Below are 24391 nucleotides of genomic sequence, written 5' to 3' on the forward strand. Positions count from 1 at the left end.
CGACATGACCACCAGTAACCTGCTCGCCCAGCTGTTTCCCACCGCCGCCAGCGACATTCCCGAGCAATTCCGCCTGGCAGCGCCCATCGAACAGCGTGATTACCTGGTCGACGGCCAGCTGCAGGTGTGGAACGGCCCACTGGCCAAGGTGCAGAGCCCGGTGCAACTGGGCGATGAGCGCGTGCACATCGGCAGCACGCCGCTGCTGGACGCCGACACCGCCCTCACCGCCCTGGACGCCGCCGTGCGCGCCTACGACCGCGGCCAGGGTGAATGGCCGACGATGCGCGTGGCCGAACGTATCCAGCATGTCGAAGCTTTTTTGCGGCGCATGCGCGAACAACGCGACGCGGTGGTCAAGCTGCTGATGTGGGAAATCGGCAAGAACCTCAAGGACTCGCAGAAGGAATTCGACCGCACCTGCGACTACATCACCGACACCATCAACGCCCTCAAGGAACTCGACCGCCGCTCCAGCCGCTTCGAGCTGGAACAGGACACCCTCGGCCAGATCCGCCGCGTGCCACTGGGCGTGGCGCTGTGCATGGGCCCTTACAACTACCCGCTCAACGAGACCTTCACCACGTTGATCCCGGCACTGATCATGGGCAACACCGTGGTGTTCAAGCCGGCCAAGCTCGGCGTGCTGCTGATTCGCCCGTTGCTGGAAGCGTTCCGTGACAGCTTCCCGGCCGGCGTGATCAACGTGATCTACGGCAGCGGCCGCGAAACCGTCAGCGCGCTGATGGCCAGCGGCAAAATCGACATTTTTGCGTTTATCGGCACCAACAAGGCCGCCAGCGACCTGAAAAAACTGCACCCCAAGCCACACCGTTTGCGCGCAGCCCTGGGCCTGGACGCAAAAAACCCCGGCATCGTGCTGCCCGAGGTCGACCTGGACAATGCCGTGAGCGAAGCGGTCACAGGCTCCTTGTCGTTCAACGGCCAACGCTGCACCGCGCTGAAGATCCTGTTTGTGCATGAAGATGTGGTCGACAGCTTCATCCAGAAATTCAACAGCAAACTGGCCACGCTCAAACCCGGCATGCCCTGGGAAGACGGCGTATCGCTGACACCGCTGCCGGAAGTCGGCAAGGTCGACTACCTCAATACACTGGTGGCCGATGCCGAGCAGCACGGCGCCAAAGTGGTGAACCCCAATGGCGGCGAAAGTCGCGGTTCGTTCTTCTACCCCGCCGTTTTGTACCCGGTGAACCCGCAGATGCGTGTGTATAACGAGGAACAGTTCGGCCCCGTTGTGCCGATCGTGCCGTACCGTGACCTGGAAACCGTGATCGAGTACGTATTGGACTCGGACTTCGGCCAGCAGTTGAGCATTTTCGGCACCAATGCGGTGGAAGTCGGCCGGCTGGTGGACACGTTTGCCAACCAGGTCGGGCGTATCAACATCAACGCCCAGTGCCAGCGCGGGCCGGACACCTTCCCGTTCAACGGGCGCAAGAACTCGGCCGAGGGCACGCTGTCGGTGCACGACGCGCTGCGCGTGTTCTCGATCCGCACCTTGGTGGCGACCAAGTTCCAGGAGAGCAACAAGGCGCTGGTCAGCGATATTTTGCGCAACCGTGATTCGAGTTTCCTGACCACGGATTACATTTTCTAAAGACATAAACAGCTCTATGTGGGAGCTGGCTTGCCTGCGATAGCATCACTGCGGTCTGGCTGAAAGACCGAGGTGCCTGCATCGCGGGCAAGCCCGACTCCCACATTCGATCCGGTTTACCCCGACTACCGAGGCCACTTTAATACCGATGAACCTGCCCTTCTTCGCCCGGCGCCTGTTGCGCCCTTTGCTCGACCCGTACCGCCGTTACCGCCATGCCAAGCTGATCCACGCCGTGCGCGTGTCCATCGGCCTGCTGGCAACCATCCTGCTCACCACCGGCATCAACCTGCCCCACGGTGAGTGGGCCTCGGTGACCATGCTGATCGTGATCGGCGGCTTGCAGCACCACGGCAATATCGGCAAAAAAGCCGTGGAGCGTGCCTACGGCACCCTGATCGGTGCCAGCGTCGGCCTGCTGCTGGTGGTGCAACAGGCCTATTTCGGCATACCGCTGCTGACCTACCTGCTGATGTCGGTGGTGTGCGGGTTCTTTTCCTATCACGCCATCGGCAAGGGCGGTTACATCGCGCTGCTGTCGGCGATCACGGTGTTTATCGTTGCCGGCCACGGCGACAACCCGATCTCCGATGGCTTGTGGCGCACCGTCGATATCCTTATCGGCATTGTGCTGGCGCTGGCGTTTTCCTTCGCCCTGCCGCTGTACGCGGTGTATTCGTGGCGCTACAACCTGGCCAGCGCCTTGCGCGACTGCGCGCAAATCTATAGCCGAATCATCAGTGGCCAGTCGGTCACGGATGATGAACACTTGAAACTGCTCAACCGATTGAATGCGGCCATGCTGCAGTTGCGCTCGTTGATGCCGTCAGTGTCCAAGGAAGTGCGCATCTCCATGACCGAACTGGATGCGATCCAACGGCATCTGCGCATGTGCATCAGCACCCTGGAGATTCTCGGCAATACCCGGCCCGATCCACGCGATGAACAGGCGACGGCACGGATGCAGGTGATGTTGAAGGCGGAGCACCGGCAGATTCGGGTGCAGTGGGTGGGCATGGCGCGGGCATTGAAGCTGGGGTTTACCGAGCGGCTGGAACGGCCTGCCACGCACACAACGGATGACGAGGCGCTGGAAGCGCCGGTACAGAATGCGCTGGACGGGTATCGGTTGTTGACGTTGCAACTGGCGGCGCATATGGATGCCATGCGCCAGCGGCTGGCCAAGACAGCGAGTCACTGGAAGATTTGACGGGCATGCAAAAGGGACAGCGTACGGTTAAGTAGCGCTGTCCCGACGGTGTTTGAAGCGCCGTTAAGCATTGGGTAGGGCAACACATCGGGAATCGGTGTGCCTACTACCCTGACCACACTGGTGCCCGAACGCCCCAGTGGCGAACCAGTGCCAGTTTGCCACTCGAACCTTAGACTGATCGTGGCATCCGTCAGCGAGCTGAGCACCCCGTTGCCGATAGGAATGGACTCCCCCCGTAGGTTTCTATCGGTACCGCAGGCAAACGAAGCGTACGGGTTGACTCGCCATACTCGGTAACCTGGGTGATCATCAATATCAGCACAACGCGGTTGCTCGGGTTCGGCGTCGGCGTCTTGCGCGGCAACGCGACCAGCGCCGCAAAACGTGCCGCGCTGCACTGATCCAGATCGAGGACGCAGGCTTCGACATCGTTGACCGTGAAGATCGGCGGTTCAAGCAGGCTGGGGTCCAGTTCGCGGTTTCTGGGTACAGGGCCTGAGCCAACGAAACAGACGGATAGACCGAATAGGGCGGCGGTGAGAGTTCTTCAGTGAGGGTGGTCATGGCCATCACCTTGCTGGGTTAGGACGCGCGCAACTGGCGCGACGGGCAAGGTCAATGAAGCGCTTGAGGCAATCATCGAATCTACTGTCAGAAATGACAGCAGCGACAAATGGTAGAGACCGTTTTGCGGCATCAGCGGGAGGCCAGGCCGGCGAGTCATTGCCAGCGTTAACGAAAAAGGGACAGCCTGCACTGGCGCAGTGCTGTCCCATTGCACGTTTTGTGCGTTTTGCGTGGGGAACCGAAGGACCTTAAAGCGGAACGAAACTCACACTGTTCGCGGCATTATCGACGACCAGGGCTACGCCGGCGGCGGGCGAGAAGGCTATGTTTGCAGTGTTTCTGAACCCGGTGAGGCGTTTAGTAATCTGGTTTGTGTTGGTGTTAATGATGTACACCGAATCGCGCTGGCCCCCAACCCCTCCAGGGCCGACACCGCTCACCCAGAGTTCCGGAGCATTCGGGTTTCGTGTGATGCCCCAAGCCAAATTGATACCCGCGATTTTTTGGATGATGGCGTTACTCATAAGGTCAACAACCAGAACGTTATCAACGTCAGTGACATAGGCGTAACGCGCCGGGGTACCGGCACCGAAGGCAATCTGTGCGGGCCGATTGGCACCATTGATTCTCGCCACGAGCGCGTTGTGGGTACCGGCGCTGATGATATCCAACCCCGAGGTTGAAGCGACGAGCACCTGTGTTTGTTCCGGGTTGACCGCCACACCGAATGGGTTCACCCCAACGGCGACGCGACCGAGAACGTTGCCCGAGACGGTATCATGGACGGACACAAAGCCATTTTTGGTGCAGGCAACAAACAATCGCGAGCCATCCGCCGTAATGGCGAGCCCCGCAGGGTTGTTGCCGCCCGCGATCGGAACCGTCGAAAGGATCTTGTACGTGGAGGTGTCGATGACGGTGTAACTTGACCCCTCAAAATTGCTCACATACAGACGCCGGTTGTCTGGACTGAGCACCGACAGGAACGCCGTGTTCACATTGAAGAGGGTGTGAATGACTTTACGTGCCCTGATATCAATTACCGAAACCGCATGGCTATTCAGACAGGTTACAAAAGCCCGCAGCCCATCGTTGGTGATAGTGATCGAGTGAGGAGCCGTCCCGACATCAACAGTGTCGGTCAACCCGGTCAACCCGCCGCCCTGGGCTTGAAACGTCAGCTCTTGAATAGCCGAGGATTGTGTCTTGGTCCCCGTCGTCACCTCATAAGACAACTTGATGAGCTGGCCTGGGCTTTTCGCAATGATTTGGGCGCTGATGGAAAACAGCACCAGGCCGCTGCTCACCCCGGCCTGCACGGGAATACTGGCGACAGTGCCATCGGCAAAGGTCCATATGAGCCTGATGATCTGCGCCACATTCATGCGCTGGAACGCCACGGCCACAACGGCGCCACTCGGATAGTTGCTGGCGAGGACAACCTGGGGGCCCGCTTTGTTATCGAAGGAAGGCGCCAGGAGCCGCAACGCGGGCGTACCGACCACTTGAACCACAGTGGTGCCCGAGCGATTGTTCACCACCCCCCCAGCGGTTTGCCACTCAAAGCTCAGGCTGATCTTGGCATCCATCAACGAGCTGAATACGCCGTTGTCGATGGGAATGCTCTCGCCCCGCAGGTTTCTGTCGTTCACCGCCGGCAAACGAAGCGTTCGGGTTGACTCCCCATACTCGGTAACCTAGGTAATCACCATTATCAGCACAACCCGGTTGCTGGGGATCGGCGTCGGCATCTTGCGTGGCAAGGTGACCAGCGCCGCAAAATGTGCCGCACTGGACAGATCAAGATCGACGATAGAGGCCTCGACCCCGTCCACCGTAAAGATCGGCGGATCAAGCAGGTTGGGGTCCAGTTCGCTGTTGAGGATGTATGGCCGGGAATAGGCGTACTTCTCCCCGGAGGTGTTGTTCACCACATCGCGCACCATAAACGCCACGCCCACCGGACCGTACAGGTTGCCCGTCTGGATAATCGTCGGGCTGATAAACACCCGGATCGGTCCCGGCCTGGCAGCCTCGTCGGGGCTAACAACATGCTCAATGGTCGTGGCGCCGTAGGCGACGGTGATGATGTCGTTCTTGCGGGCGTTTTCGTACTTGTTAATCAGGCACCACAACCCGCCGGTACTGTTGCTCGGATTAAGGAACGCACCCTCCGGGAACCCCTCAACCGACAGGATCAGGCCTCTGTGGAATTGTTCGGACGCCCAGAACGTGAGGCCTCCGGGACGCTTGGTTTTTACCAGGTAGGTTTCAGGAAGCGAGCGCACCAATTGACCGCTGCCAGCACGGTTGACCTCCCCGAACACCGGGAATTCGCCCTCCGGAATCTTGGTCTTGGGGATGGTCAGGTTGTAGCGATTAGCCACCTTGGTAACGACATTTGAAGCCAGCGGCATACTCGAATCGGGCCCATAGAGCGCATAAAGATCGTTGACGGTGGCCGCGGCCCAGTTCTCGAAGGCAAAGAGCGCGTTGGGGTCGGTTTCACGCTGGCCCAGGCCCCACGTCGCGGTTTCCGGGTAACGCGCCTCAGCCAATCGGACAGCTGGGTAGACCGAATAAGGGGATGGAGAGAGTTCTTCAGTGGGAGTGGTCATGGCTATACCTTGCTGGTTTATCGCGCTGAAACGGCGCGACGGGCAAGGTGAATGAGGCGCTTGGGGCTCTAATCGAATCTACTGTCAGAAATGACAGTGGCGACGAATGGTCGGCTTACAGGAAAAATCCGACAGACACACGCGGGATCGAACATCTGTTGTTACCCACTCATTTTCTTACATATTTTTCACGATTTATTCACATCCGCAGACGTAGGGTGAAGCCTCATCCGTTACAAACGTTGCACATCAAGCCCGCCGCCCCAGCGGGCTTTTTTTTGCTTTGGATAAAGGCTTATCGCGCTGCCTTGGTGGCGGGCGCAGCCGCTTGTTCACGAATGGCGCGCTGAGTATCCAACACCTTGGCCAACGCGGTTTCGGCTTCGGGGCTTTGTTGCGGTACGCGAATCGCGGCCGAGACCAGGGTGATCAGCTTGGCCATGACCTCGGCGTCCGTGGCCGGGCGACCCAGGCTCATGGAGTTCATCAGCAGGCGCAGTTCAGTGCCGGCCATGACCCCGGAAATCGCCTTGAGGGCAAATTGCAGGCGCACGCCCAGCTCATTGCGCGGTAGATCCGGCAAGGCCAGGGCGAAAGCTTCGAAGAAGCGCTGGAACACCGGCTGGTAATGCACCTTGAGGTATTCCTGGATAAACGGCGAGGTGTCGCTGTACACCCGACCCAGGAACCGAATAAATGAACGCCCTTCCCCGCTGGCCGGGTCGCTGCGCTCCAGGCCCATGGCCGGGGCGAACAACACGCCGAGCAAGGTGTCGCAGTCGAGCGGGCCATCGGCCTCGGCTTCGCAGCGCGCGAGCAATTCCAGGCGCTGCTCGTTGAGCGGCTCCAGGCGTTGCATCAGCAGGGTTTTCATCAGGGAATCCTTGTCCCCGAAGTGGTAGTTCACGGCGGCCAGGTTCACCTGGGCGCGCTCGGTAATCTGCCGGAGCAACACGGCGTCATAGCCGTATTTGATGAAAAGAGCCTCTGTCGCATCCAGCAGTCGAGTCTTGGTAACGTTTGGAGCGCTGAGTTTCTTCGCGACCATGAAAGGTTCCACGTGGGAAATATTGTTTTAAAAAATAATTTGATTTTTTATACCGGGGCAGCCCTTCGAAAGCAAGTAGTGACACTGCGCCATGCTATGAAAAGCCTGTATAAACGGGCCTGTCGAGGCTAGCCGAAGGGATTTTCAAGCGCCGCCGCCAAGCGACTGGCAAATCGTTACAAGGGGTGAAACCGCTCTACATCCATGGCTGGCGAAGCGCGTTGAACGCGGTTACTATTCAAACAATATTTTAAAAACAAGAAATAAAACCAGTCCGTGGCGCGTATCAGGCAGTTCCCGAACTTGTTACAAGGCTTTGCCGGGGGCGTGGCGATACCGTCGAGACTGCAGGCGTAGTCATGATGACAGAGACCCCCGCGCACCCAGGCTTGATCTCCCTGCAAGGCATCGGCAAGAGCTATCAGCTCGCCGGGCAACACCTGTCGATTCTCAATGACGTGTGCCTGTCCATCGCCCGCGGCGACAGTTGCGGCATTCTCGGTGCCTCCGGCTCCGGCAAAAGTACCCTGCTCAATATCCTTGGCCTGCTGGACTTGCCCGACGGCGGCCAGTACCACTTTGCCGGCCACGATATCTTCCGCGCCACGCCGGATGAGCTGGCGGCGATCCGCAACCAGCAGATCGGCTTTGTGTTCCAGAGTTTCAACCTGCTGCCACGCCTCAGCGCCCTGGACAACGTCGCCCTGCCCCTCAGTTACCGTGGCGTGTCGCGCCATGAGTCGGTGGAACAGGCGCTGCGCATGCTTGAGCAAGTCGGCCTGGCAGAGCGCGCCCACCACCGCCCCGCCGACCTGTCCGGTGGCCAGCGCCAACGCGTGGCGATTGCCCGCGCGCTGGTCGGCAAGCCGTCGGTGATCCTCGCCGACGAACCCACCGGCAACCTCGACAGCACCACCGCCCAGGAGATCATGGACCTGCTCCTGGCCCTGAACCGCGAGCAGCAGGTGACGCTGATTATCGTCACCCACGATGCACACATTGCCGAGCGCCTGGAGCGCAAGATCCTGGTGCGCAATGGCGTGGTGCATGAGGCTGGGCGCCCATGAGCCAGCGGGTCGAACAGAGCCTGAGCCAACTGCTGCATGAAGCCTTTGTGAGCCTGCGCACCCTGGGCAAACGTTCGATCCTGGCGTTGCTGGGCATCGTGATCGGCAGCTCATCGGTGGTGGCCCTGATCAATATCGGCCATAACGCCGCGGTGGACGCGGCGATGATTTTCAAGGACATGGGCACCGACACCCTGATCGCCCAGTTCCCGCCCAAAGGCAACAGCAATGCACCGATGCGCGCCAGCCTCGACCTGGACGCGGTGCGCCAGGCCGTGCCGGGCATTGCCCATATCGGCGCGCTCAGCCTGTTCAGCGGGCCGCTGGTGTTCCAAGGCCGCACGGCCAACGCCAACTTTGTCGGCAGCACCGCGGATATCAAGGACGCCATGCGCCTGGCCCTGCGCGAGGGGCGATTTCTGTCCGCCTTCGACGCCAACGAAACCTACGGTGTGATTGGCGATCAAGTCGCCCAGGCCTTGGGCACGCCGGGCAACCCGCTGAAGCTGGGCGACCGCGTGCGTATCAACGATTACCTGTTCCTGGTGGTGGGCATATTGCACAACCAACCCCGCGCGATGCTGATGCCGGTGCAGGCCAACGAATCGCTGTTTATCCCCGCCGAAGGCATGCGACGCATCTACCCGACGCCGCAGATCGGCAATGTGATCATCCGCGCCGCGCCCGGCCAGGACATGGAGCGCATCGCACGTGAGGCCGCCGTTGCCCTGAAACGCCAGCTCACCGACCACGATGTCGACATTCAGGTGCCCCAGCAAATGATCGATGGCATGACCCGGCAAAGCCGCACGTTCGCCTACTTGCTGCTGGCGCTGGGCGCGATTTCCCTGGTCGGCGGTGGTGTCGGCGTGATGAACGTGATGCTGATGAATGTCTCGGAGCGCCGCCGCGAAATCGGCATCCGCATGGCCCTGGGCGCGCGCCAGCGTGACATCCGCAATCTGTTTTTGCTCGAAGCGGTCACGCTGACGGCAGTGGGTGCGCTGTGCGGTGCAGTGCTGGGCATGACCGCCGCGTGGCTCTACGCCTGGCTGTCGGGCTGGGAATTTGCCCTGGCCGCCGCCGCCCTGCCACTGGGGGTGGGCAGCACCTTGCTGGTGGGCTTGTTCTTCGGCATCTACCCGGCGGTCTCGGCCTCGCGACTGCAGCCGGTGGAGGCCCTGCGCGATGAATAAATGGCTGTGGTTACTCGCCCTGGCAAGCCTGCCGGCCATGGCCACCGACGTGGTGATCAACCCGTCGGCGCCGAGCACCACCCGCAGTGGGTATGACCGCAGTGTATCGCTCAATAACCAGGTCACTACCATGACCCTGGGTGACGCGGTGTACCTGGGCCTGCGCAAAAACCCGGCGATCCGCAGCGCGTACCTGCAACGCGTGGCGCAAAAGTTCGACTTGCGGGTGGCCGAAGACACCTTCAACCCCAAGCTCTCCCTCAACAGTTATTACCGCCAAAGTCGCGGCTCGGCCGACAACGCGCGCAATGCCAACCTGGCGCCCAGAGCCACCTTGCTCGGTGAGTACGGCACCCAGTTGAGCATGGCCTGGACCCAGCAACTGAACAACGCTGACCGCGCCGGCCGCTACCGCAGCGACGGCCTCGACCTGGCGCTGATCCAACCGCTGATGCGCGGCGCTGGCTGGGACGCCACCACCGCGCCGTTGCGCCTGTCGCGCCTGTCGGAGCAGGCCAACCGCCTGAACCTCAAGGCCACCGTAGCGCAGACCATCAGCCAGATCATCGCCACCTACCGTGAGCTGCTGCGCGCCCAAGAGCAGTTGAGCATCGTCCAGGACGCGCTCAAACGCTCCAACACCTTGCTGGACGTGAACAAGGCGTTGATCAGCGCAGGGCGCATGGCCGAGTTCGAAATCGTGCAGACCGAAGCCGATATCGCCACCCAGCAACTGGGCGTGGAAGAGGCCCAGAACCAACTCGACACCAGCCGCCTGGCCCTGCTACGCCTGCTGGCGCTGGACCTGTCGACGCCGATCCGCGCCAGCGAAGCCCTGGAAGCCAAGCCGATGAGCATCGACAAACGCCAAGCGTTCAACCTGGCGCAGACCCAGCAGCCGGAGTACCTCGCGGCCCTGCTCGGCAGCCAACAGGCCGACCTCAACCTGGTGATCGCCAAGGACTCCGGGCGCTGGCAAGTAGACTTGGTGGCGGGCGCCAACCAGTTACGCGATGCCTACAGCAACAATGACAGCGGCAACAACAATAACCGCACGTGGAACAGCTACGCCGGGGTGCAGGTGCAGATTCCCATCGGCGACATCAGCACCCGCCAGGCCGAGGTGCGCGCGCGGGTGAATGTCGAAGATCAGGAGATCCGCATCACCGACGCGCGCCAGGAGCTGGAGCGCAGTGTCAACGACGTGGTGCGCGACCTGGGCACGCGTTGGCGCCAATATGAAATCTCTCAGCGCGCCGTCGAGCTGTCGCGGCGCAAGATCGAAATCGAGCGGGAAAAACTCAGCGCCGGGCGCTCCACCAACTTCCAGGTGCTGAGTTACGAGACTGACCTGCGCAATGCCGAAAACGCGCGGCTCAATGCACTGATCGCTTATCTGAACGCCCAGACCCAGCTCGATTTGACCCTGGGCATGACGCTGGAAAGTTGGGAAATCGCCCTCAATGACTACTAATAAAAAATACCTGCTGGGTGCCCTGATCATCGTGCTGTTGGCGGGCGCAGGCATTGCCCTGCGCAGCCCGGCCACCAGCCAGCCCGCCGCGACCGAGCAATGGCTGGCGGTCAAGCCCGACCCGTTGGTGCACCAGATCGGCCTGGTGGGCAAGATCGAACCCGACACCACCATCACCCTCACCGCGCCGTTCGACGGCAATGTGCTCGCCAATCTGGTCGAGCAAGGCCAACGCGTCGAAGCTGGCCAGGTGCTGCTGCGCATGGACCCGGCCACCCTCGAAGTGCAACTGCGCGATGCCCTCTCCGCCCAGCTCAAGGCCCGGCGCACCGTGCAAGAAATGCAAGACTGGGACAGCAGCCCCGCCGTCAGCCGCGCACGCCGCAGCCTGCGCACTGCAGAAATGACCGCCGGCAACACCCAACGCAAACTCACCGAGAGCGAAAACCTGTTCAAGCGCGGCATCATCCCACGCAACGAGCTGGACGATCTCAAGCAGCAGACCCAGCAGCAACAACTGGACCTGGCCGCGGCCCGCAGCGAACTGCGGCAGGCGCAGGATCAGGGCAAAGGCGAATACCGCCAGATCGCCGAGATGGAGTTGACCAACGCCACGGTGAAATACGACGCCTTGCATAAGCTGCTGGAAGGTAAAGAGGTCAAGGCGCCCTTCTCCGGCATCGTCGTCCCGGCGCCGGGCAGCAATAATTCCTCGCCTGGCGGAGCCAATAACAACGTACCGGTGCAGGCCGGCAGCAAGGTCAGCCAGGGGCAGGTGCTATTCGGGCTGGCCAATATCGAACGGCTGAAGATCGTCGCCAAGGTGTCGGAGCTGGACATCAACCAGTTGCATCAGGGCCAGGCCGTGGAAGTGATGGGTGATGGCTTTGACGGCGAGCGCCTGACCGGCTCCGTTAGCGTGGTCAGCGGCCTGGCGATTGCCAGCGACAGCCAGGGCAGCGCGCAGTTTCCGGTCACCTTGTCGATCCCCAAACTCACCGCGCAGCAATTGCAGCGGGTGCGGCTGGGGATGAGTGCGCGGTTGACCATTGTGACCTACAACAATGCGCAAGCGATTGTGGTACCGAGCCAGGCGATCCAGGCGGACATGACCGTGGAATATCGAGCCGCGATGGATAAGCCGGTGGAGCGGGTTAAAGTCACCACAGGACAGTCAACCGCCGAAGGTGTTGAGGTATTCGGCCTCAAGCCAGGCTTTGTAAAAACCTCAAAATAGAGGGAGATCCAAAGGTGGGAGCTGGCTTGCCTGCGATAGCGGACTGTCAGTTAAAACAGTTGTGCCTGACCCACTGCCATCGCAGGCAAGCCAGCTCCCACATTCAGAGTGAGGTGAGTTTGGCGGCCAGGGCCTTGGCCTGGAGCGCCACATCGGTGACGGCCGTGCTCTCCCACCACATCCCGCGCAACGGCGGCCCCATGGCAAACAGTCGCTGGCTGACCTGGCCTTGAGCATCCACCACAGCCCCCGACACATCCGCCGCAATCCCCAACGCCAACGGCCCAGGCTTGATCAACCCACGCTTGAGCAACTGCTGCGGCAGCGGCTTGGCCACTCGCCGCCAGTCGTACTCAATACCGCTGGAGTTGATCAACGCCGCGCCGGACACCTGAGTGACGGCTTGTTCGCCACGCCGCCGCAGCTTGATCGTCACGCCGCTGTGCGACGCCACCAACCCCTTGAACGACGCCGCCTGAATCCGTAGCCGTCCTGCTTCATGCAACCGCGCCACCAACTGCGCGCTCAACGGCGGTGAGCGATGGTGATGGCTCTCCCACCACGGCCGTACATGGCGCACGAACTGGCGTTTCTCGCGCTCACTGGCCTGGCTCCACAAACGGCCGATATGCGCGCGTACCGTATCCAGTGGCGCCTGCCAGTCGATGCCTTGCGCCAACGCCAGTCGGCATTGGCGACGCACCTCGCGCAACAATTGCCGAGGGCTGCGCAGGCGGTGATCTTCGGCCAGGAAATCCACCCAGCTCGGCGGTTGCCGACGCACGTGGGGCAGCAGGCCGTGGCGCGAAAATATCTCGATCGGCCCACGATGGCCGGCCTGTTCCAGGGACACCACGGCATCCACCATGGTCAACCCGGAACCGATGATCAGCACCGTCGACTGCGGCTCGATCTGGCGCATGGCCCTGACGTCCCACGGGTCGACTGCTGCTGCATTCAAACCACTGGACTCGGTCTGCGGCGTGCGCGCCGCCGGGAACATGCCGGTGGCCAATACGGCCTGAGCACCGCGCAATTGTTGGCCGTTATCCAGCGTCAACAACGTTGAGTCGGCATCCACTTGCAGGTCGACCACCTCGGCACGAATATGCTCGACCGAGGAATCCGAAAGCGCCTTGGCTTCAGCCAAACGTTGTTGCGCATACACGCCAAAAATCCCGCGCGGCGGGAACAATTCGCTGATGGGTACAGGCTGCTGGTCCGACTCCGGCCAGCCCCCCGCGCCGATGTAGTCGGTGAGCCATTGGGTCAGGTCATCGGCGTTGTCCGGGTCGACACTCATGCGCGCCGCATTGCCGTTCAGGGTGTGCCCCAGTTCGACGGCACTGTAGGCCTCGCCACGGCCAAGTTCCTTGCGCGGCTCAATCACCAGGATCTGCCGCTTGCCAGGCTGGCGCAGCAGTTGCACCGCCAGCATCGTGCCGCTCAAGCCGCCGCCGATGATCAGCACATCAGCGTTGCGGATGGATTCAGTCATGCACATTCGCCCTTACTGTTTGCCCAGATAAATATCATGCAAGTCGCCGCGCGCCAGCAGTTCAGCCGCACTGCCGCTCAAGACCACGCGCCCAGTATCGAGCACATAGCCGTGGGAGGCATAGTTGAGCGCGACATTGATGTTCTGCTCGGCGATCAGGAAGCTCACCTGCTGCTCGCGGTTAAGCTGGGCGATGATCGCGAAAATCTCTTGCACGATCATCGGCGCCAGGCCCATGGAGGGCTCGTCGAGCAACACCAATGTCGGCCGGGTCATCAAGGCACGGCCGATGGCAACCATTTGCTGCTCGCCGCCCGAGGTCAGCCCGGCGCGGGTGTGGCGCTTGGTCTTGAGGCGTGGGAACCAGGCGTAGATACGCTCCAGGTCGTGCTCCATGTCTTTGCGGCTCAGGCGCCGCACAAAGCCGCCGCTGCGCAGGTTGTCTTCCACGCTCAGTTGGCCGAACACATGGCGGCCTTCCAGCACATGGACCATGCCCTGGCGCACCCGTTGGCTGGGATCGATACCGGCCAGGTCGCGCCCGGCATACTCGATCACGCCGCGGCTGACCTCGGCACGTTCGGCGCGTACCAGCCCCGAAATGGCCTTGAGCGTGGTGCTTTTGCCGGCGCCGTTGGCACCCAGCAACGCCACGATGGCGCCCTTGGGCACGTGGAGCGAGACCCCGGCCACCGCCAGTATGGCGCCGTCGTAGATTACTTCGATGTCATTGACGTTTAACAGTGACGGGCTCGCAGGTTCAGCGGCGGGCTGGCTCATGGCTTATTCATCCCCGGTGCAGGTACGCGGCGTCAGGCCTTTTTCCTTGGCGAACGCAGCGGACTTTTCGTCGATCAGCGGGCGCAGCAGCGCACGGTCGGCGGCGATCCAGTCGCTGATCAGCGTCCAGTTGGCGCCGTCCCACTGCTGCACACGCGCCGAGCCACCGCCTTCATGGTCGCGGCACGACAGTTTGAGGTTCTGCATCAGGCCAAAGTAACCCATGGCTTTGAGGCGTGTGTCATCGATATTAAGATGCTCCAGGCCCCAACGGCCTTCTTCTCCGTTGAGCGGGCGCTTACCGAACTTGGCCTGGGCGGTACGGATCGCTTCCACCGCCACGGCGGCGTTCACCAGGCCCGAGTTGTAGTAGACGCTGCCGAAGTTTTTCAGGTCCTTGAGGTCGCTGTGGCCTTTGTCGAGGATGGACTGTTTGAGGCGTTTATGGATCTCGAAATCAGCGCCGGCCGGGTAAGGCGTGAGCGCCAGGTAACCTTTGGCGGCGGCGCCTGCGGGCAGCACGTCTTCGCTGGAACTGGCCCAGGTATCGCCGATGATATGGTCAACCGGGAAGCCAAAGCGCGCAGCGGTCTTCACCGCCACCGGCGTGGACACACCCCAGGTGCGCAAAAACACCCAGTCCGGGTTGGCCTGACGCACCTGGCGCCATTGCGCCGACTGCTCGTTGCCCGGGTCGGCCACGGGAATCTGGATATTTTCAAAGCCGTATTTCTCGGCCAACAACTTCAACGGGCCGAGGGTTTCGCGACCGTAGGCCGAGTCGTGATAGACCGTGGCAATCTTCTTGCCCCTGAGTTTGTCGAAGCCGCCTTCGCGCTGGGCAATGTAATTCACCAGCGTGGACGCTTCGCTGTAGAAGGTCAGCATCACCGGGAAGTTATACGGGAACACCGTGCCGTCGGTGGCTTCGGTGCGGCCATAACCGAGGGTAATCAACGGGATCTTGTCGACCTCCGCGCGCTCGCTCAGCGCATAGGCCGCCGGTGCGCCGTTAGGCTGGTAGACCGCGACCGGCGCGCCATCCAGGCCATTCTTGAAGCGCTCGTAGCACTCAATGCCCTTCTCCGCCGTCCATTCGGTTTCGCATTCCTGCCACACCAGTTTGACGCCATTGATGCCGCCTTCGACCTCGTTGATATAACGCAGGTAGTCGATCATCCCGGCCCACACCTGCACGCCGCTGGAGGCATAGGCGCCGACGCGGTAGGTGGCCAGCGGGATAAATTGCTGGTCGGGCGCGGCCATTGCCTGGGGCACAGCACCGGACAAGGCTGCCAGCGCGAAGGCGGCGCCGAGCAGGGAACGTTTCAAGGTTGCACGCATGTTGGATTCTCTTGAGGGAATGTTAGAAACGCAGCGGCCATTGCCGCAGACGGTCACGCAGGTTGTGCAACAGGCGTATCAAGCCTTCGGGTTCCTTGATCAGGAACACGATGATCAACACGCCAAAAATGATTTTTTGCAGATTCTGCAACTGCCCCGCATCCACCGAGCCACCGAACAGCGCCTGCCCGGCGTGGCTGAGAAAAATCGGCAGCAAACTGATAAATGCCGCACCGACAAAGTTGCCGGCAATGCTGCCCATGCCACCGATAATGATGATGAACAGGATCTGGAACGAGCGGTTGATATCGAAGCTGCTGGCGCTGGCCGTGCCCAGGTAGGCAAAGGCCCACAACGCACCGGCGATGCCTAAGTAGAACGAGCTGACCGCGAAGGCCAGGCGCTTGTAGCGCACCACCGGGATGCCGACCACGGCGGCGGCGGTGTCCATGTCGCGGATCGCCATCCAGTTACGCCCCACCTGGCTGCGCACCAGGTTGATGGCGGTCCAGGTCAACAGCAGCACCGTGACCAACGTCAGCCAGTAACGGCCCAGCGGCGTATTGAGGTCATGGCCGAACAGCGAAAGCTTCGGCGCGGAAATGGTCCCGGAGGAGCCGTAGTTGTAGAACCAGGGGAATTTGACGAACAGCCACTCCAGAAAGAACTGCGCCGCAAGGGTGGTGACCATCAAGTAAAAACCCTTGATCCGCGAGCTGGGCAAACCAAATAACAGCCCAACCAGCGCGCTGATAACCCCACCGCCGAGCAGCGCCACCGGCAGGCCCAACTCAGGCAGACGCAGCAGAAAACCGTAGGTGGCAAACGCGCCAACGGCCATAAAACCCGCGGCGCCCACTGAGGTTTGGCCGGTATAGCCGGTGAGCAGGTTCAGGCCCAGACCGGCCAGCGACAGCACCAAAAACGGGATCAGGATCGCGTTGAGCCAATAGTCATTGCCCCACAGCGGCACCCCGATAAAGGCCACTGCCAATAAGCCGATCAGGCCCCAGGGCAAGCGCCGCTGAATCAGTAATAACGGCGCGGTTTCTTGAACAACGGGTATCGACATGGTTTCAGACTCGCTCGATGGCGCGCTCGCCGAACAGGCCGGCGGGGCGGATATACAGGAAGGCCAGGGCCAATACATAAGCGAACCACGGCGTGATGCCGCCGCCGATCAGCGGGCCGATATACACCTCGGCGAGGTTCTCCGCCGCGCCGACAATCAGCCCGCCGACAATCGCTCCGCCAATCGAGGTAAAGCCGCCGATGATCAACACCGGCAAGGCCTTGAGCACCACCAGCGAAAGGGAAAACTGCACGCCCTGGCGCGCGCCCCACAGCAACCCGGCCACCAGCCCGACAATGCCGGCCACGGCCCAGACGATCTGCCAGATGCGGTTGAGGTTGATGCCGATGGACAGCGCCGCCGTGGTGTCATCCGCCACGGCGCGCAACGACACACCGATACGGGTCTTGTTGAACAGCAGCGCCAGCACGGTTACCAGCACCACCGCCGCCGCCGCGGCGATCAGATCAAACTGGCTGAGCATCAGCGGCCCGACAAACAGCGGCACGTCGTCGATGCCCAAGTCCAGCGCACGCACCTGCGAGCCCATCAGCCCTTGGGCCAGGCCTTCGATAATGAATGACAGGCCCAAGGTGGCCATGAACAGGGTGATCTGCGAGCGGTTCACCAACGGCCGCAGTACCAGCCGCTCGATGAGCAAGGCGCCGACAATCATCACCACCACCGTCAGCAGCAACGCCAAGGCAAAGGGCACGCCCTGGTCATGCAGGCTGACAAAGGTCAGCGCGGCAAACAGCAGCATCGAGCCCTGGGCGAAATTGAACACGCCGCTGGCCTTGTAGATCAGCACGAAACCGATGGCGACCAGCGAGTACATGGTGCCGGCGAGCAGGCCACCGAGCAGGGTTTCAAAGAAGAACGTCATCAGTGTGCGACTCCCAGGTACGCCGCGATCACCTCGGGGTCGGCCTGCACCTGCGCAGGTGTGCCGTCGCCGACTTTGCGGCCGTAGTCGAGCACCACCACGTGGTGGGACAGGCCCATCACCACGCCGATGTCGTGTTCGATCAACACCACGGTGGTGCCGAGGTCGCGGTTGACGTCGGCGACGAAGCGCGCCATTTCCTGTTTTTCCTCGGCGTTCATGCCGGCCATGGGCTCGTCCAGCAGCAACAGGCTGGGGCTGGCGATCAGCGCGCGGCCCAGCTCTACGCGCTTTTGCAAGCCGTAGGAGAGGTTGCCCACCAGCACATCGCGGTGCGCTTGCAGTTCGAGAAACTCGAGGATGCCTTGGCCGCGCAGGCGAAAGGCTTCGGCCTCACGGCGGGCGCGGGGCAAGCCCAGGGCTTGCTCGATAAAGTTGGTGCGCATATGCCGCGACAGGCCGGTGAGGATGTTGTCGAGCACGCTCATTTTCTTGAACAGTGCGTTGTTCTGAAAAGTTCGCCCAATACCTCGACGCGCCGCGCCCAAAGGGTCGATGCGGTGGAAGTGTTGTTGCTCGAACACAATCTCACCGGCATCGAAGCGGTACACGCCATTGAGCACATTGAGCAGCGAACTTTTGCCGGCGCCGTTGGGGCCGATCAGCGCGCAGATTTCGCCGCGCTGCACCTCAAAGGACAAGGCATTGATGGCCTTGACGCCTTTGAATGACAGCGAGATATCGCGCACCTGGAGAATGGTCTGGCTCATGCGATGTCCCGTTTGAATTCAGCCAGCCACACTGGATCGCTGCTGTTTTTTGGTGTGCTGGCTGGCTGCCAGATATAGGTCAGCCGTTGAAACCCCAGCAGCCTGCGCACACGATTTTTCAGCAGGCGCCGCAGGCCGCTTTGTGGGTGAGCGATGGCCCAGTCACACAGGCGTCGGCGCCAGGTGCCGTGGGGCGCCAGGCGGCTTTCGATATCGTCGGCCAGGTGCTGTAAACGCTCGGGCGAAAGCAACAGGCCGGTGGGCGCGACCTCATTGCGATCGCGCCGGGCCGAGGCCAGGTTTTCCGGAAATGCCAGGCCGTGGCCGCTGTTCAGCCATTGCTCCAGCACCACCGCCAGGCCGCCTTGCCAGTGGGTGCCCTCCTCGCTCCACAACACGGTTTCACCGCTCGGTTGCCACCAGCGCTGCAGGTGCTGCGCCGGGTCCACCGGGCCGAGCAACTGGGTGAAATCCAACGGGTTGGCGGACTGCCAGTGCCGCACCTGCCGCCGCCCCTGGGCATACGAATGGCTGGGGTGAATGCGCCATAGCTGTTGGTACAGGGCTTCTGGCTCCAGGTCATCGGCCAGGGTCAATACCTGCCCGCCGACAGACTGCGCGGCCAGCGCCAACAGCAGCAGGTCAGGCTCGAACGTGCCGCTCAAGGCCAAGCGTGACTGCGCGCTGAAACCCTGCTGGCGCAAACCGTCGGCCAGACGCTCGACATCGCGCAACACGTCGATCCAGCGCCAGGCATACCAACGGCCCTGGCGCTTGTGGCGCAGGGCGATATGCAGCGGGGTGAGCTGCGCCCAGTGCTGCAATTGCTCCAGGGCTTTGGGCAGGTTGCCGAGCAGCTCGGCGGGCCACTCCACAGCCTGCGGACGTTTGAGTTCGTGCACGCTCATAGGGGTAATGCTCCTATTCAAGGGGTGTGCGTGCGGTGGTCCGCTGGCCAGGTTATGTGAATCAACACCGATAACTGTGGGAGCTGGCTTGCCTGCGATGGCGGCGTGTCAGTTGACTCATTTCCAGCTGAACCACCGCTTTCGCAGGCAAGCCAGCTCCCACATTGACCGAGGTGCTTCAGTTAAAGGTGCGGTGGTCCGCTGGCCAGGTTATGTGAATCAACACCGATAACTGTGGGGGCCGGCTTGCCTGCGATGGCGGCGTGTCAGTTGGCTCATTTCCAGCTGAACCACCGCTTTCGCAGGCAAGCCAGCTCCCACATTGACCGAGGTGCTTCAGTTAGATTGCGCTGGCTTTGAGGTCGCGGTAACCCGCACCCGGATGGTTTGGCGCCAGTCGCGCACCGTCGCCGAACAGCTTTTCGCGCAAGGTGCCCTGGGCGTACTCGGTCTTGTACACGCCGCGCTTTTGCAGCTCCGGCACCAGCAGGTCCACGGCATCGATGAAGGTTTCGTGGGTCAGCGCGTAGGCCAGGTTGAAGCCGTCCACGTCGGTCTCTTCGACCCACTCCTGCAACAGGTCGGCCACGGTTTCCGGGCCGCCGACAAACAACGGGCCAAAGCCGCCGATGCCGACCCAGTCGGCCAGTTCATTCGGCGTCCAGACCTTGTTCGGGTCCGCCGTGGAGAAGGCTTCCACCGCTGATTGAATCGCGTTGGTGTGTACATGCTTGAGCGGCTCATCGGGCTTGAACTGGCTGAAGTCGATGCCGGTCCAGCCGGAGATCAGCGCCATTGCGCCCTCGTAGCTGACGTAGGACTTGTATTCGTCAAACTTGGCTTTTGCCTTGGCATCGGTCTCGCCGACGATCACCGTCTGCAGGTTGAAGATCAGGATTTTGTTCGGATCACGCCCGGCCTCGGCGGCGCGGCGGCGGATGTCGGCCACGGTTTTTTTGAGCAGCACCTTGGACGGTGCGGCCACGAACACGCACTCGGCCTGTTCGGCGGCGAACTGCTTGCCACGGCTGGAGGCCCCGGCCTGGTACAGCACCGGCGTGCGCTGTGGCGATGGCTCGCACAGGTGAATGCCGGGCACCTGGAAGTGTTTGCCGACGTGGCGAATCTCGTGGATTTTGCTCGGGTCGCTGAAAATGCGGCGCTCGCGATCACGCAGCACGGCGCCCTCTTCCCAGCTGCCTTCCCAGAGTTTGTAGCAAACCTGCAGGTATTCCTCGGCGTAGTCGTAGCGCGCATCGTGTTCTGTCTGGGCTTTCTGGCCGAGGTTCTTGGCGCCGCTTTCCAGATAGGAAGTGACGATGTTCCAGCCGACCCGGCCCTTGGTCAGGTGGTCGAGGGTTGAGAGCCTGCGGGCGAACGGATACGGATGTTCAAACGACAACGAAGCCGTCAGGCCAAAGCCCAGGTGTTCGGTAACCAACGCCATCGGCGCAATCAGCGACAGCGGGTCGTTGACCGGCACCTGTGTAGCCTGGCGAATCGCCGCGTCGCCGTTGCCGTTGTACACGTCGTAGATGCCCAGCACGTCGGCGATAAACAGGCCGTCAAACTTGCCACGCTCAAGAATTTTCGCCAGGTCCGTCCAGTATTCCAGGTCCTTGTACTGCCACGAACGGTCCCGCGGGTGCGCCCACAGGCCGGGAGATTGGTGGCCGACACAGTTCATGTCGAAGGCATTCAAGCGGATTTCACGGGACATCAAAGCACTCCGTTGAGGTGGTAGTTGCCGACGATCTGGTATTTGTGGCGCAGTGGGTCTTCGAGGCTCGACGCCAGGGCAGTGCGTTGGCCGGTGAGTTCAAATTCGGCATTGCTGGCGGCAATCAGGGCTTCGGCGGCGGCGATTTGCGCTTCGGTCAACGCCACCGGGCTTGGGTGGGTTTCGGCGCGCTCAAACAAGGCAGCGGCCACGTCGACGCGGATCTGCAAATCGCCAAAGCGGCTGATCACGTAAGGGTCATCGCTGGCTTGTACAAAACGCCGGGTGCTTTCCAGCAGTTGGCGCGCTTGATTCAGGGCGGTCATGAATAAATATCCTCAGTTCCAGGCGTGGCGCGCAGGTTTTACGCCGTTGAGCACGAAGTTACCGATCAGGTGGTATTTCCAGCGGGCCGGGTCGTGCAGGGTGTGGGTGCGCGCGTTACGCCAGAAGCGGTCGAGGTTGTGCTTGCCGGTGACCGAGCGGGTACCGGCCAGTTCGAACAATTTGCTGCTGGCGAGCAAGGCGATTTCGGCCGACAGCACTTTGGCCTGGGCGACCACCAGCGAGGCGTGGGCGACGGTGTCTTCGTTGGGCTCGGCCAGGGCCAGGTCGACGGCCTTGCCGGCCTTGGCGAGGATCGCTTCGGTGCCGTGCACGCGCCATTGCAGGTCGCCGATGGCGGCGATGGTGAACGGGTCTTGCCAGCCGTGCTCCTGCTGGCTGTCGATCCAGGGGCGCGCCTGACGGGCGTAGATTTTTGCCTGTTCGAGGGCCCCCAAAGCGATGCCTGTGTCGACGGCGGCCTGGATAATCTGCGAGATCGGGCCGTTGGCGGTGGGCTGGTCGAAAGCCTGATGGGCCGGGATCACCGCGTTGCGCGGCACGCTGACGCCGTCGAGAGTCACGCCGCCACTGGCGGTGGTGCGCTGGCCGAAGCCATCCCAGCTATCAATCACGCTGAGACCCTGCGCATCACGTTCGACAAAGGCAATAAACGCCTGGCCGTTCTCGTTATTGCCGACCGTGGGCACAAGGTGGGCGAACAACGCGCCGGTGCAATAGAACTTCTCGCCGTTGATAGAGGCGGTATCGCCATCAAAACGAATCTGAGTGTCGAAGGTGCCGGCGTTTTTGCTCTTGGCTTCAGAAAAGGCGTTACCGAAACGATAGCCGGCCAGGACCTTGCCGAAATAGTGACGCTTTTGTTCCTCGCTGGCCGTTTGCAGCAGGATGTCCACCACGCCCAAATGGTTTTGCGGGATTTGCCCCAGCGACGGGTCGGCGGCGGAGATCAACTTGATCACCTCGGCCACCGTTACATAAGACACCTCGGCGCCGCCGTAGGCTTTGGGAACAGTGATACCCCAGAGGCCACTGGCCGAGAATTCATCGAGTTCGGCTACCGGCAGGCGCCGCTCGCGGTCGCGCACGCTGGCGTCGACGGCAAACCGCGCGGCCAAACGCGTGGCGACTTCAATGGCTTCGGCATCCGAACGGATGATATGGGCAGGTTGTTGAGGGTGGGCTGACATGGGCCGACTCCAGGCTCCGATGGGATAACGGAGCAATTGCAGGAGTCGTGCCTGAATTTAATCAGCAACAAAATCAGGCGGTTGCTGGTTTCAAGAGGCTGTTGAGCGGGTTTCAAACCAGCAAAGTGTGCATCCACTGTTGCCGGGCCAACAGTTAGATCACCACGTTACGCACAAACCGCACGGCCACGTCGCCGTCATTGCGATAGCCGTGCACGTTGCGGCTGGCGAACATGTAGAACTCACCGGCAGCCACGTGTTTTTCTTCCTCGCCCACCAGCAAGGTCAGGCAGCCTTCGAACACGAACAGCTGCACGCTCCAGCCGTCCGGGTCGGGATCGGGGCTGTAGCGATCACCCGGTTCCAGGTGCATCTCCCACAACTCGACTTCACGCCGCGCCGTGGCCTTGGCCAGCAACACGGCTTTACTGCCGGGAATATCACCGGCCCAGGCCAGCTCGTTGATGCGGCTGTGATCACCGGCATCCGGGGCCTGGATAAGGTCGCTGAAGGCCACGTCCAAGGCTTCGGCGACGCGGTCCAGCGTAGACAGGCTAACATTCTTCTCGCCCGCCTCGATGGCCACCAGCATGCGCCGGCTGACCCCGGACTTTTCCGAAAGTGCGGTCTGGCTCAGATCAGCAGCGTGCCGCAGGCGACGGACGTTCTGGCTGACGTGTTGGAGGACCGAGGCCCGTTGTGGATTTTCTTTGTGCACTATATTGCTCAATGGGTGGGTGTGCGCAGTATACTGCCCAGCGTGCGGCGCATTGTGCGGTCCGTGCCTTTCCCTTGCAAGACCGAGCCGCCATGAACGCCCCGAACGCCTCCTCACGTTTCAACCGTTTCAGCAAAGCCGAATGCATCCTGCTGGTGATCACCATGATCTGGGGCGGCACGTTTTTGCTGGTGCAACACGCCCTGACCGTCAGCGGGCCGATGTTTTTCGTGGGCCTGCGGTTTGCGGCGGCGGCAATTGTGGTGGGGTTCTTTTCGTTGCGCACCTTGCGTGGCCTGACCTTGTTTGAACTGAAGGCCGGCGCCTTCATCGGCACCTCGATCATGCTCGGTTACGGCATGCAGACGATCGGTTTGCAGACCATCCCAAGCAGCCAATCGGCGTTCATCACAGCGCTGTATGTACCTTGCGTCCCCCTATTGCAGTGGCTGGTGCTGGGGCGCCGCCCAGGCCTGATGCCGAGCATTGGCATCATGCTGGCGTTTACCGGGTTGATGCTGCTCACGGGCCCGACCGGTGCCGCCCTCAACTTCAGCCCCGGAGAGATTGCCACGCTGATCTGCGCAATTGCGGTGGCGGCCGAAATTATCCTCATTGGTGCCTATGCCGGCCAGGTGGATGTACGGCGAGTGACCGTGGTGCAACTGGCCACGGCGTCGTTGTTGTCGTTCCTGATGGTGGTGCCGATGGGTGAAGCCTTGCCGGGGTTCTCGTGGTTGCTGTTGTTCAGCGCGGTGGGCCTGGGCTTGACCAGCGCGGTGATCCAGGTGGCGATGAACTGGGCGCAGCAGAGTGTTTCGCCCACCCGGGCCACGTTGATCTATGCCGGTGAGCCGGTGTGGGCCGGGGTGATCGGGCGGATTGCCGGGGAGCGTTTTGCGCCGATAGCGATGGTCGGCGCGGCGTTGATTGTGGCGGCGGTGATTGTGAGTGAGATGAAGACGAAGGGGCAGAAGGCCATCGAATTGACCGATAAGCGAGAACAGGAACAGCAGGGATAAAGCCGGGCTCGGCCAAAAAGTGGGAGCGGGCTTGCTCGCGAAAGCGTTGGGTCAGCCACCATCAATGTTGAAGGTCAGTCCGTCTTCGCGAGCAAGC

At 61.7% G+C, this 24391-nt stretch carries 21 protein-coding genes; 7 read left to right on the top strand and 14 right to left on the bottom strand.

From position 1 onward, the window contains the following. The first annotated feature begins 4 nt into the window (after nt 1–4). Both PSH96_RS17475 and PSH96_RS17480 read left to right on the top strand, forming a co-directional pair. A complete protein-coding gene (locus PSH96_RS17475) occupies nt 5–1621 on the top strand; it encodes an NADP-dependent glyceraldehyde-3-phosphate dehydrogenase (protein WP_305454072.1) in 1617 nt (538 codons plus the stop codon). Nucleotides 1622–1769: 148 nt separating this feature from the next. Then, the gene (locus PSH96_RS17480; RefSeq protein ID WP_305454073.1) at nt 1770–2831 is read left to right on the top strand and encodes an FUSC family protein; all 1062 of its coding nucleotides are present in this window, start codon (nt 1770–1772) and stop codon (nt 2829–2831) included. An 818-nt stretch (nt 2832–3649) separates the two neighbouring features. On the opposite strand, the gene PSH96_RS17485 is transcribed toward PSH96_RS17480, so the two are convergent. From PSH96_RS17485 to PSH96_RS17495, 3 genes are all read right to left on the bottom strand, one after another. After that, a complete protein-coding gene (locus tag PSH96_RS17485) occupies nt 3650–5053 on the bottom strand; it encodes a YncE family protein (RefSeq protein WP_305454074.1) in 1404 nt (467 codons plus the stop codon). 45 nt (nt 5054–5098) lie between these two features. Beyond that, the gene (locus PSH96_RS17490) at nt 5099–6019 is read right to left on the bottom strand and encodes a hypothetical protein (protein WP_305454075.1); all 921 of its coding nucleotides are present in this window, start codon (nt 6017–6019) and stop codon (nt 5099–5101) included. Nucleotides 6020–6314: 295 nt separating this feature from the next. Next, nucleotides 6315–7067: a TetR/AcrR family transcriptional regulator gene (locus tag PSH96_RS17495; RefSeq protein WP_099550527.1), complete on the bottom strand. Its 753-nt coding sequence runs from the start codon at nt 7065–7067 to the stop codon at nt 6315–6317. Nucleotides 7068–7426: 359 nt separating this feature from the next. Between PSH96_RS17495 and PSH96_RS17500 the strand changes: the two genes are divergently transcribed. The 4 genes from PSH96_RS17500 to PSH96_RS17515 are packed head-to-tail and all read left to right on the top strand — an operon-like array spanning nt 7427 to nt 12041. After that, entirely contained in the window at nt 7427–8134 is a 708-nt protein-coding gene (locus tag PSH96_RS17500; protein WP_305454077.1) for an ABC transporter ATP-binding protein, read from the top strand. Beyond that, nucleotides 8131–9330, top strand: coding sequence for an ABC transporter permease (locus tag PSH96_RS17505; protein WP_305454078.1), 1200 nt, complete (start codon nt 8131–8133; stop codon nt 9328–9330). The genes PSH96_RS17500 and PSH96_RS17505 overlap by 4 nt, the downstream gene beginning before the upstream one ends. Next, on the top strand, nt 9323–10804 hold the full coding sequence (locus PSH96_RS17510) for a TolC family protein (RefSeq protein WP_305454080.1): 1482 nt from the start codon (nt 9323–9325) through the stop codon (nt 10802–10804). The genes PSH96_RS17505 and PSH96_RS17510 overlap by 8 nt, the downstream gene beginning before the upstream one ends. Then, on the top strand, nt 10794–12041 hold the full coding sequence (locus PSH96_RS17515; RefSeq protein WP_305454081.1) for an efflux RND transporter periplasmic adaptor subunit: 1248 nt from the start codon (nt 10794–10796) through the stop codon (nt 12039–12041). The genes PSH96_RS17510 and PSH96_RS17515 overlap by 11 nt, the downstream gene beginning before the upstream one ends. A 103-nt stretch (nt 12042–12144) precedes the next feature. Here the strand turns inward: PSH96_RS17515 and PSH96_RS17520 are convergent, their stop codons facing one another. From PSH96_RS17520 to PSH96_RS17570, 11 genes are all read right to left on the bottom strand, one after another. Further along, on the bottom strand, nt 12145–13539 hold the full coding sequence (locus PSH96_RS17520) for an FAD/NAD(P)-binding protein (RefSeq protein WP_305454082.1): 1395 nt from the start codon (nt 13537–13539) through the stop codon (nt 12145–12147). 12 nt (nt 13540–13551) lie between these two features. Beyond that, nucleotides 13552–14319 carry an ABC transporter ATP-binding protein gene (locus tag PSH96_RS17525; protein ID WP_305454084.1) on the bottom strand — a complete coding sequence of 256 codons (768 nt, stop codon included), beginning with the start codon at nt 14317–14319 and terminating at the stop codon, nt 13552–13554. Between the two features lie 3 nt (nt 14320–14322). Then, the gene (locus tag PSH96_RS17530) at nt 14323–15663 is read right to left on the bottom strand and encodes an ABC transporter substrate-binding protein (RefSeq protein ID WP_305454086.1); all 1341 of its coding nucleotides are present in this window, start codon (nt 15661–15663) and stop codon (nt 14323–14325) included. A 22-nt stretch (nt 15664–15685) separates the two neighbouring features. After that, nucleotides 15686–16735 carry a branched-chain amino acid ABC transporter permease gene (locus PSH96_RS17535; RefSeq protein ID WP_099550531.1) on the bottom strand — a complete coding sequence of 350 codons (1050 nt, stop codon included), beginning with the start codon at nt 16733–16735 and terminating at the stop codon, nt 15686–15688. A gap of 4 nt (nt 16736–16739) precedes the next feature. Then, the gene (locus tag PSH96_RS17540) at nt 16740–17621 is read right to left on the bottom strand and encodes a branched-chain amino acid ABC transporter permease (protein ID WP_058421775.1); all 882 of its coding nucleotides are present in this window, start codon (nt 17619–17621) and stop codon (nt 16740–16742) included. Beyond that, the gene (locus PSH96_RS17545) at nt 17621–18391 is read right to left on the bottom strand and encodes an ABC transporter ATP-binding protein (protein ID WP_305454088.1); all 771 of its coding nucleotides are present in this window, start codon (nt 18389–18391) and stop codon (nt 17621–17623) included. Before PSH96_RS17545 ends, PSH96_RS17540 begins: the two co-directional genes overlap by 1 nt. After that, nucleotides 18388–19299 carry an AMP-binding protein gene (locus tag PSH96_RS17550; RefSeq protein WP_305454089.1) on the bottom strand — a complete coding sequence of 304 codons (912 nt, stop codon included), beginning with the start codon at nt 19297–19299 and terminating at the stop codon, nt 18388–18390. Before PSH96_RS17550 ends, PSH96_RS17545 begins: the two co-directional genes overlap by 4 nt. A 340-nt stretch (nt 19300–19639) precedes the next feature. Further along, nucleotides 19640–21019, bottom strand: a complete 1380-nt coding sequence (locus tag PSH96_RS17555) for an LLM class flavin-dependent oxidoreductase (protein WP_305454090.1) — start codon at nt 21017–21019, stop codon at nt 19640–19642. Then, the gene (locus tag PSH96_RS17560; RefSeq protein ID WP_305454091.1) at nt 21019–21345 is read right to left on the bottom strand and encodes an acyl-CoA dehydrogenase; all 327 of its coding nucleotides are present in this window, start codon (nt 21343–21345) and stop codon (nt 21019–21021) included. The genes PSH96_RS17555 and PSH96_RS17560 overlap by 1 nt, the downstream gene beginning before the upstream one ends. A 12-nt stretch (nt 21346–21357) precedes the next feature. Then, nucleotides 21358–22554: an SfnB family sulfur acquisition oxidoreductase gene (locus tag PSH96_RS17565; RefSeq protein WP_305454092.1), complete on the bottom strand. Its 1197-nt coding sequence runs from the start codon at nt 22552–22554 to the stop codon at nt 21358–21360. 154 nt (nt 22555–22708) lie between these two features. After that, the gene (locus PSH96_RS17570) at nt 22709–23272 is read right to left on the bottom strand and encodes a helix-turn-helix domain-containing protein (RefSeq protein ID WP_017137542.1); all 564 of its coding nucleotides are present in this window, start codon (nt 23270–23272) and stop codon (nt 22709–22711) included. 92 nt (nt 23273–23364) lie between these two features. Between PSH96_RS17570 and PSH96_RS17575 the strand changes: the two genes are divergently transcribed. Then, nucleotides 23365–24294 (top strand): DMT family transporter, encoded by a 930-nt coding sequence (locus PSH96_RS17575; RefSeq protein WP_305454094.1) that lies wholly within the window; start codon nt 23365–23367, stop codon nt 24292–24294. Nucleotides 24295–24391 lie beyond the last annotated feature (97 nt).

The organism is Pseudomonas sp. FP2338 (assembly GCF_030687515.1).
In the GTDB taxonomy this organism is placed as follows: domain Bacteria; phylum Pseudomonadota; class Gammaproteobacteria; order Pseudomonadales; family Pseudomonadaceae; genus Aquipseudomonas; species Aquipseudomonas salomonii.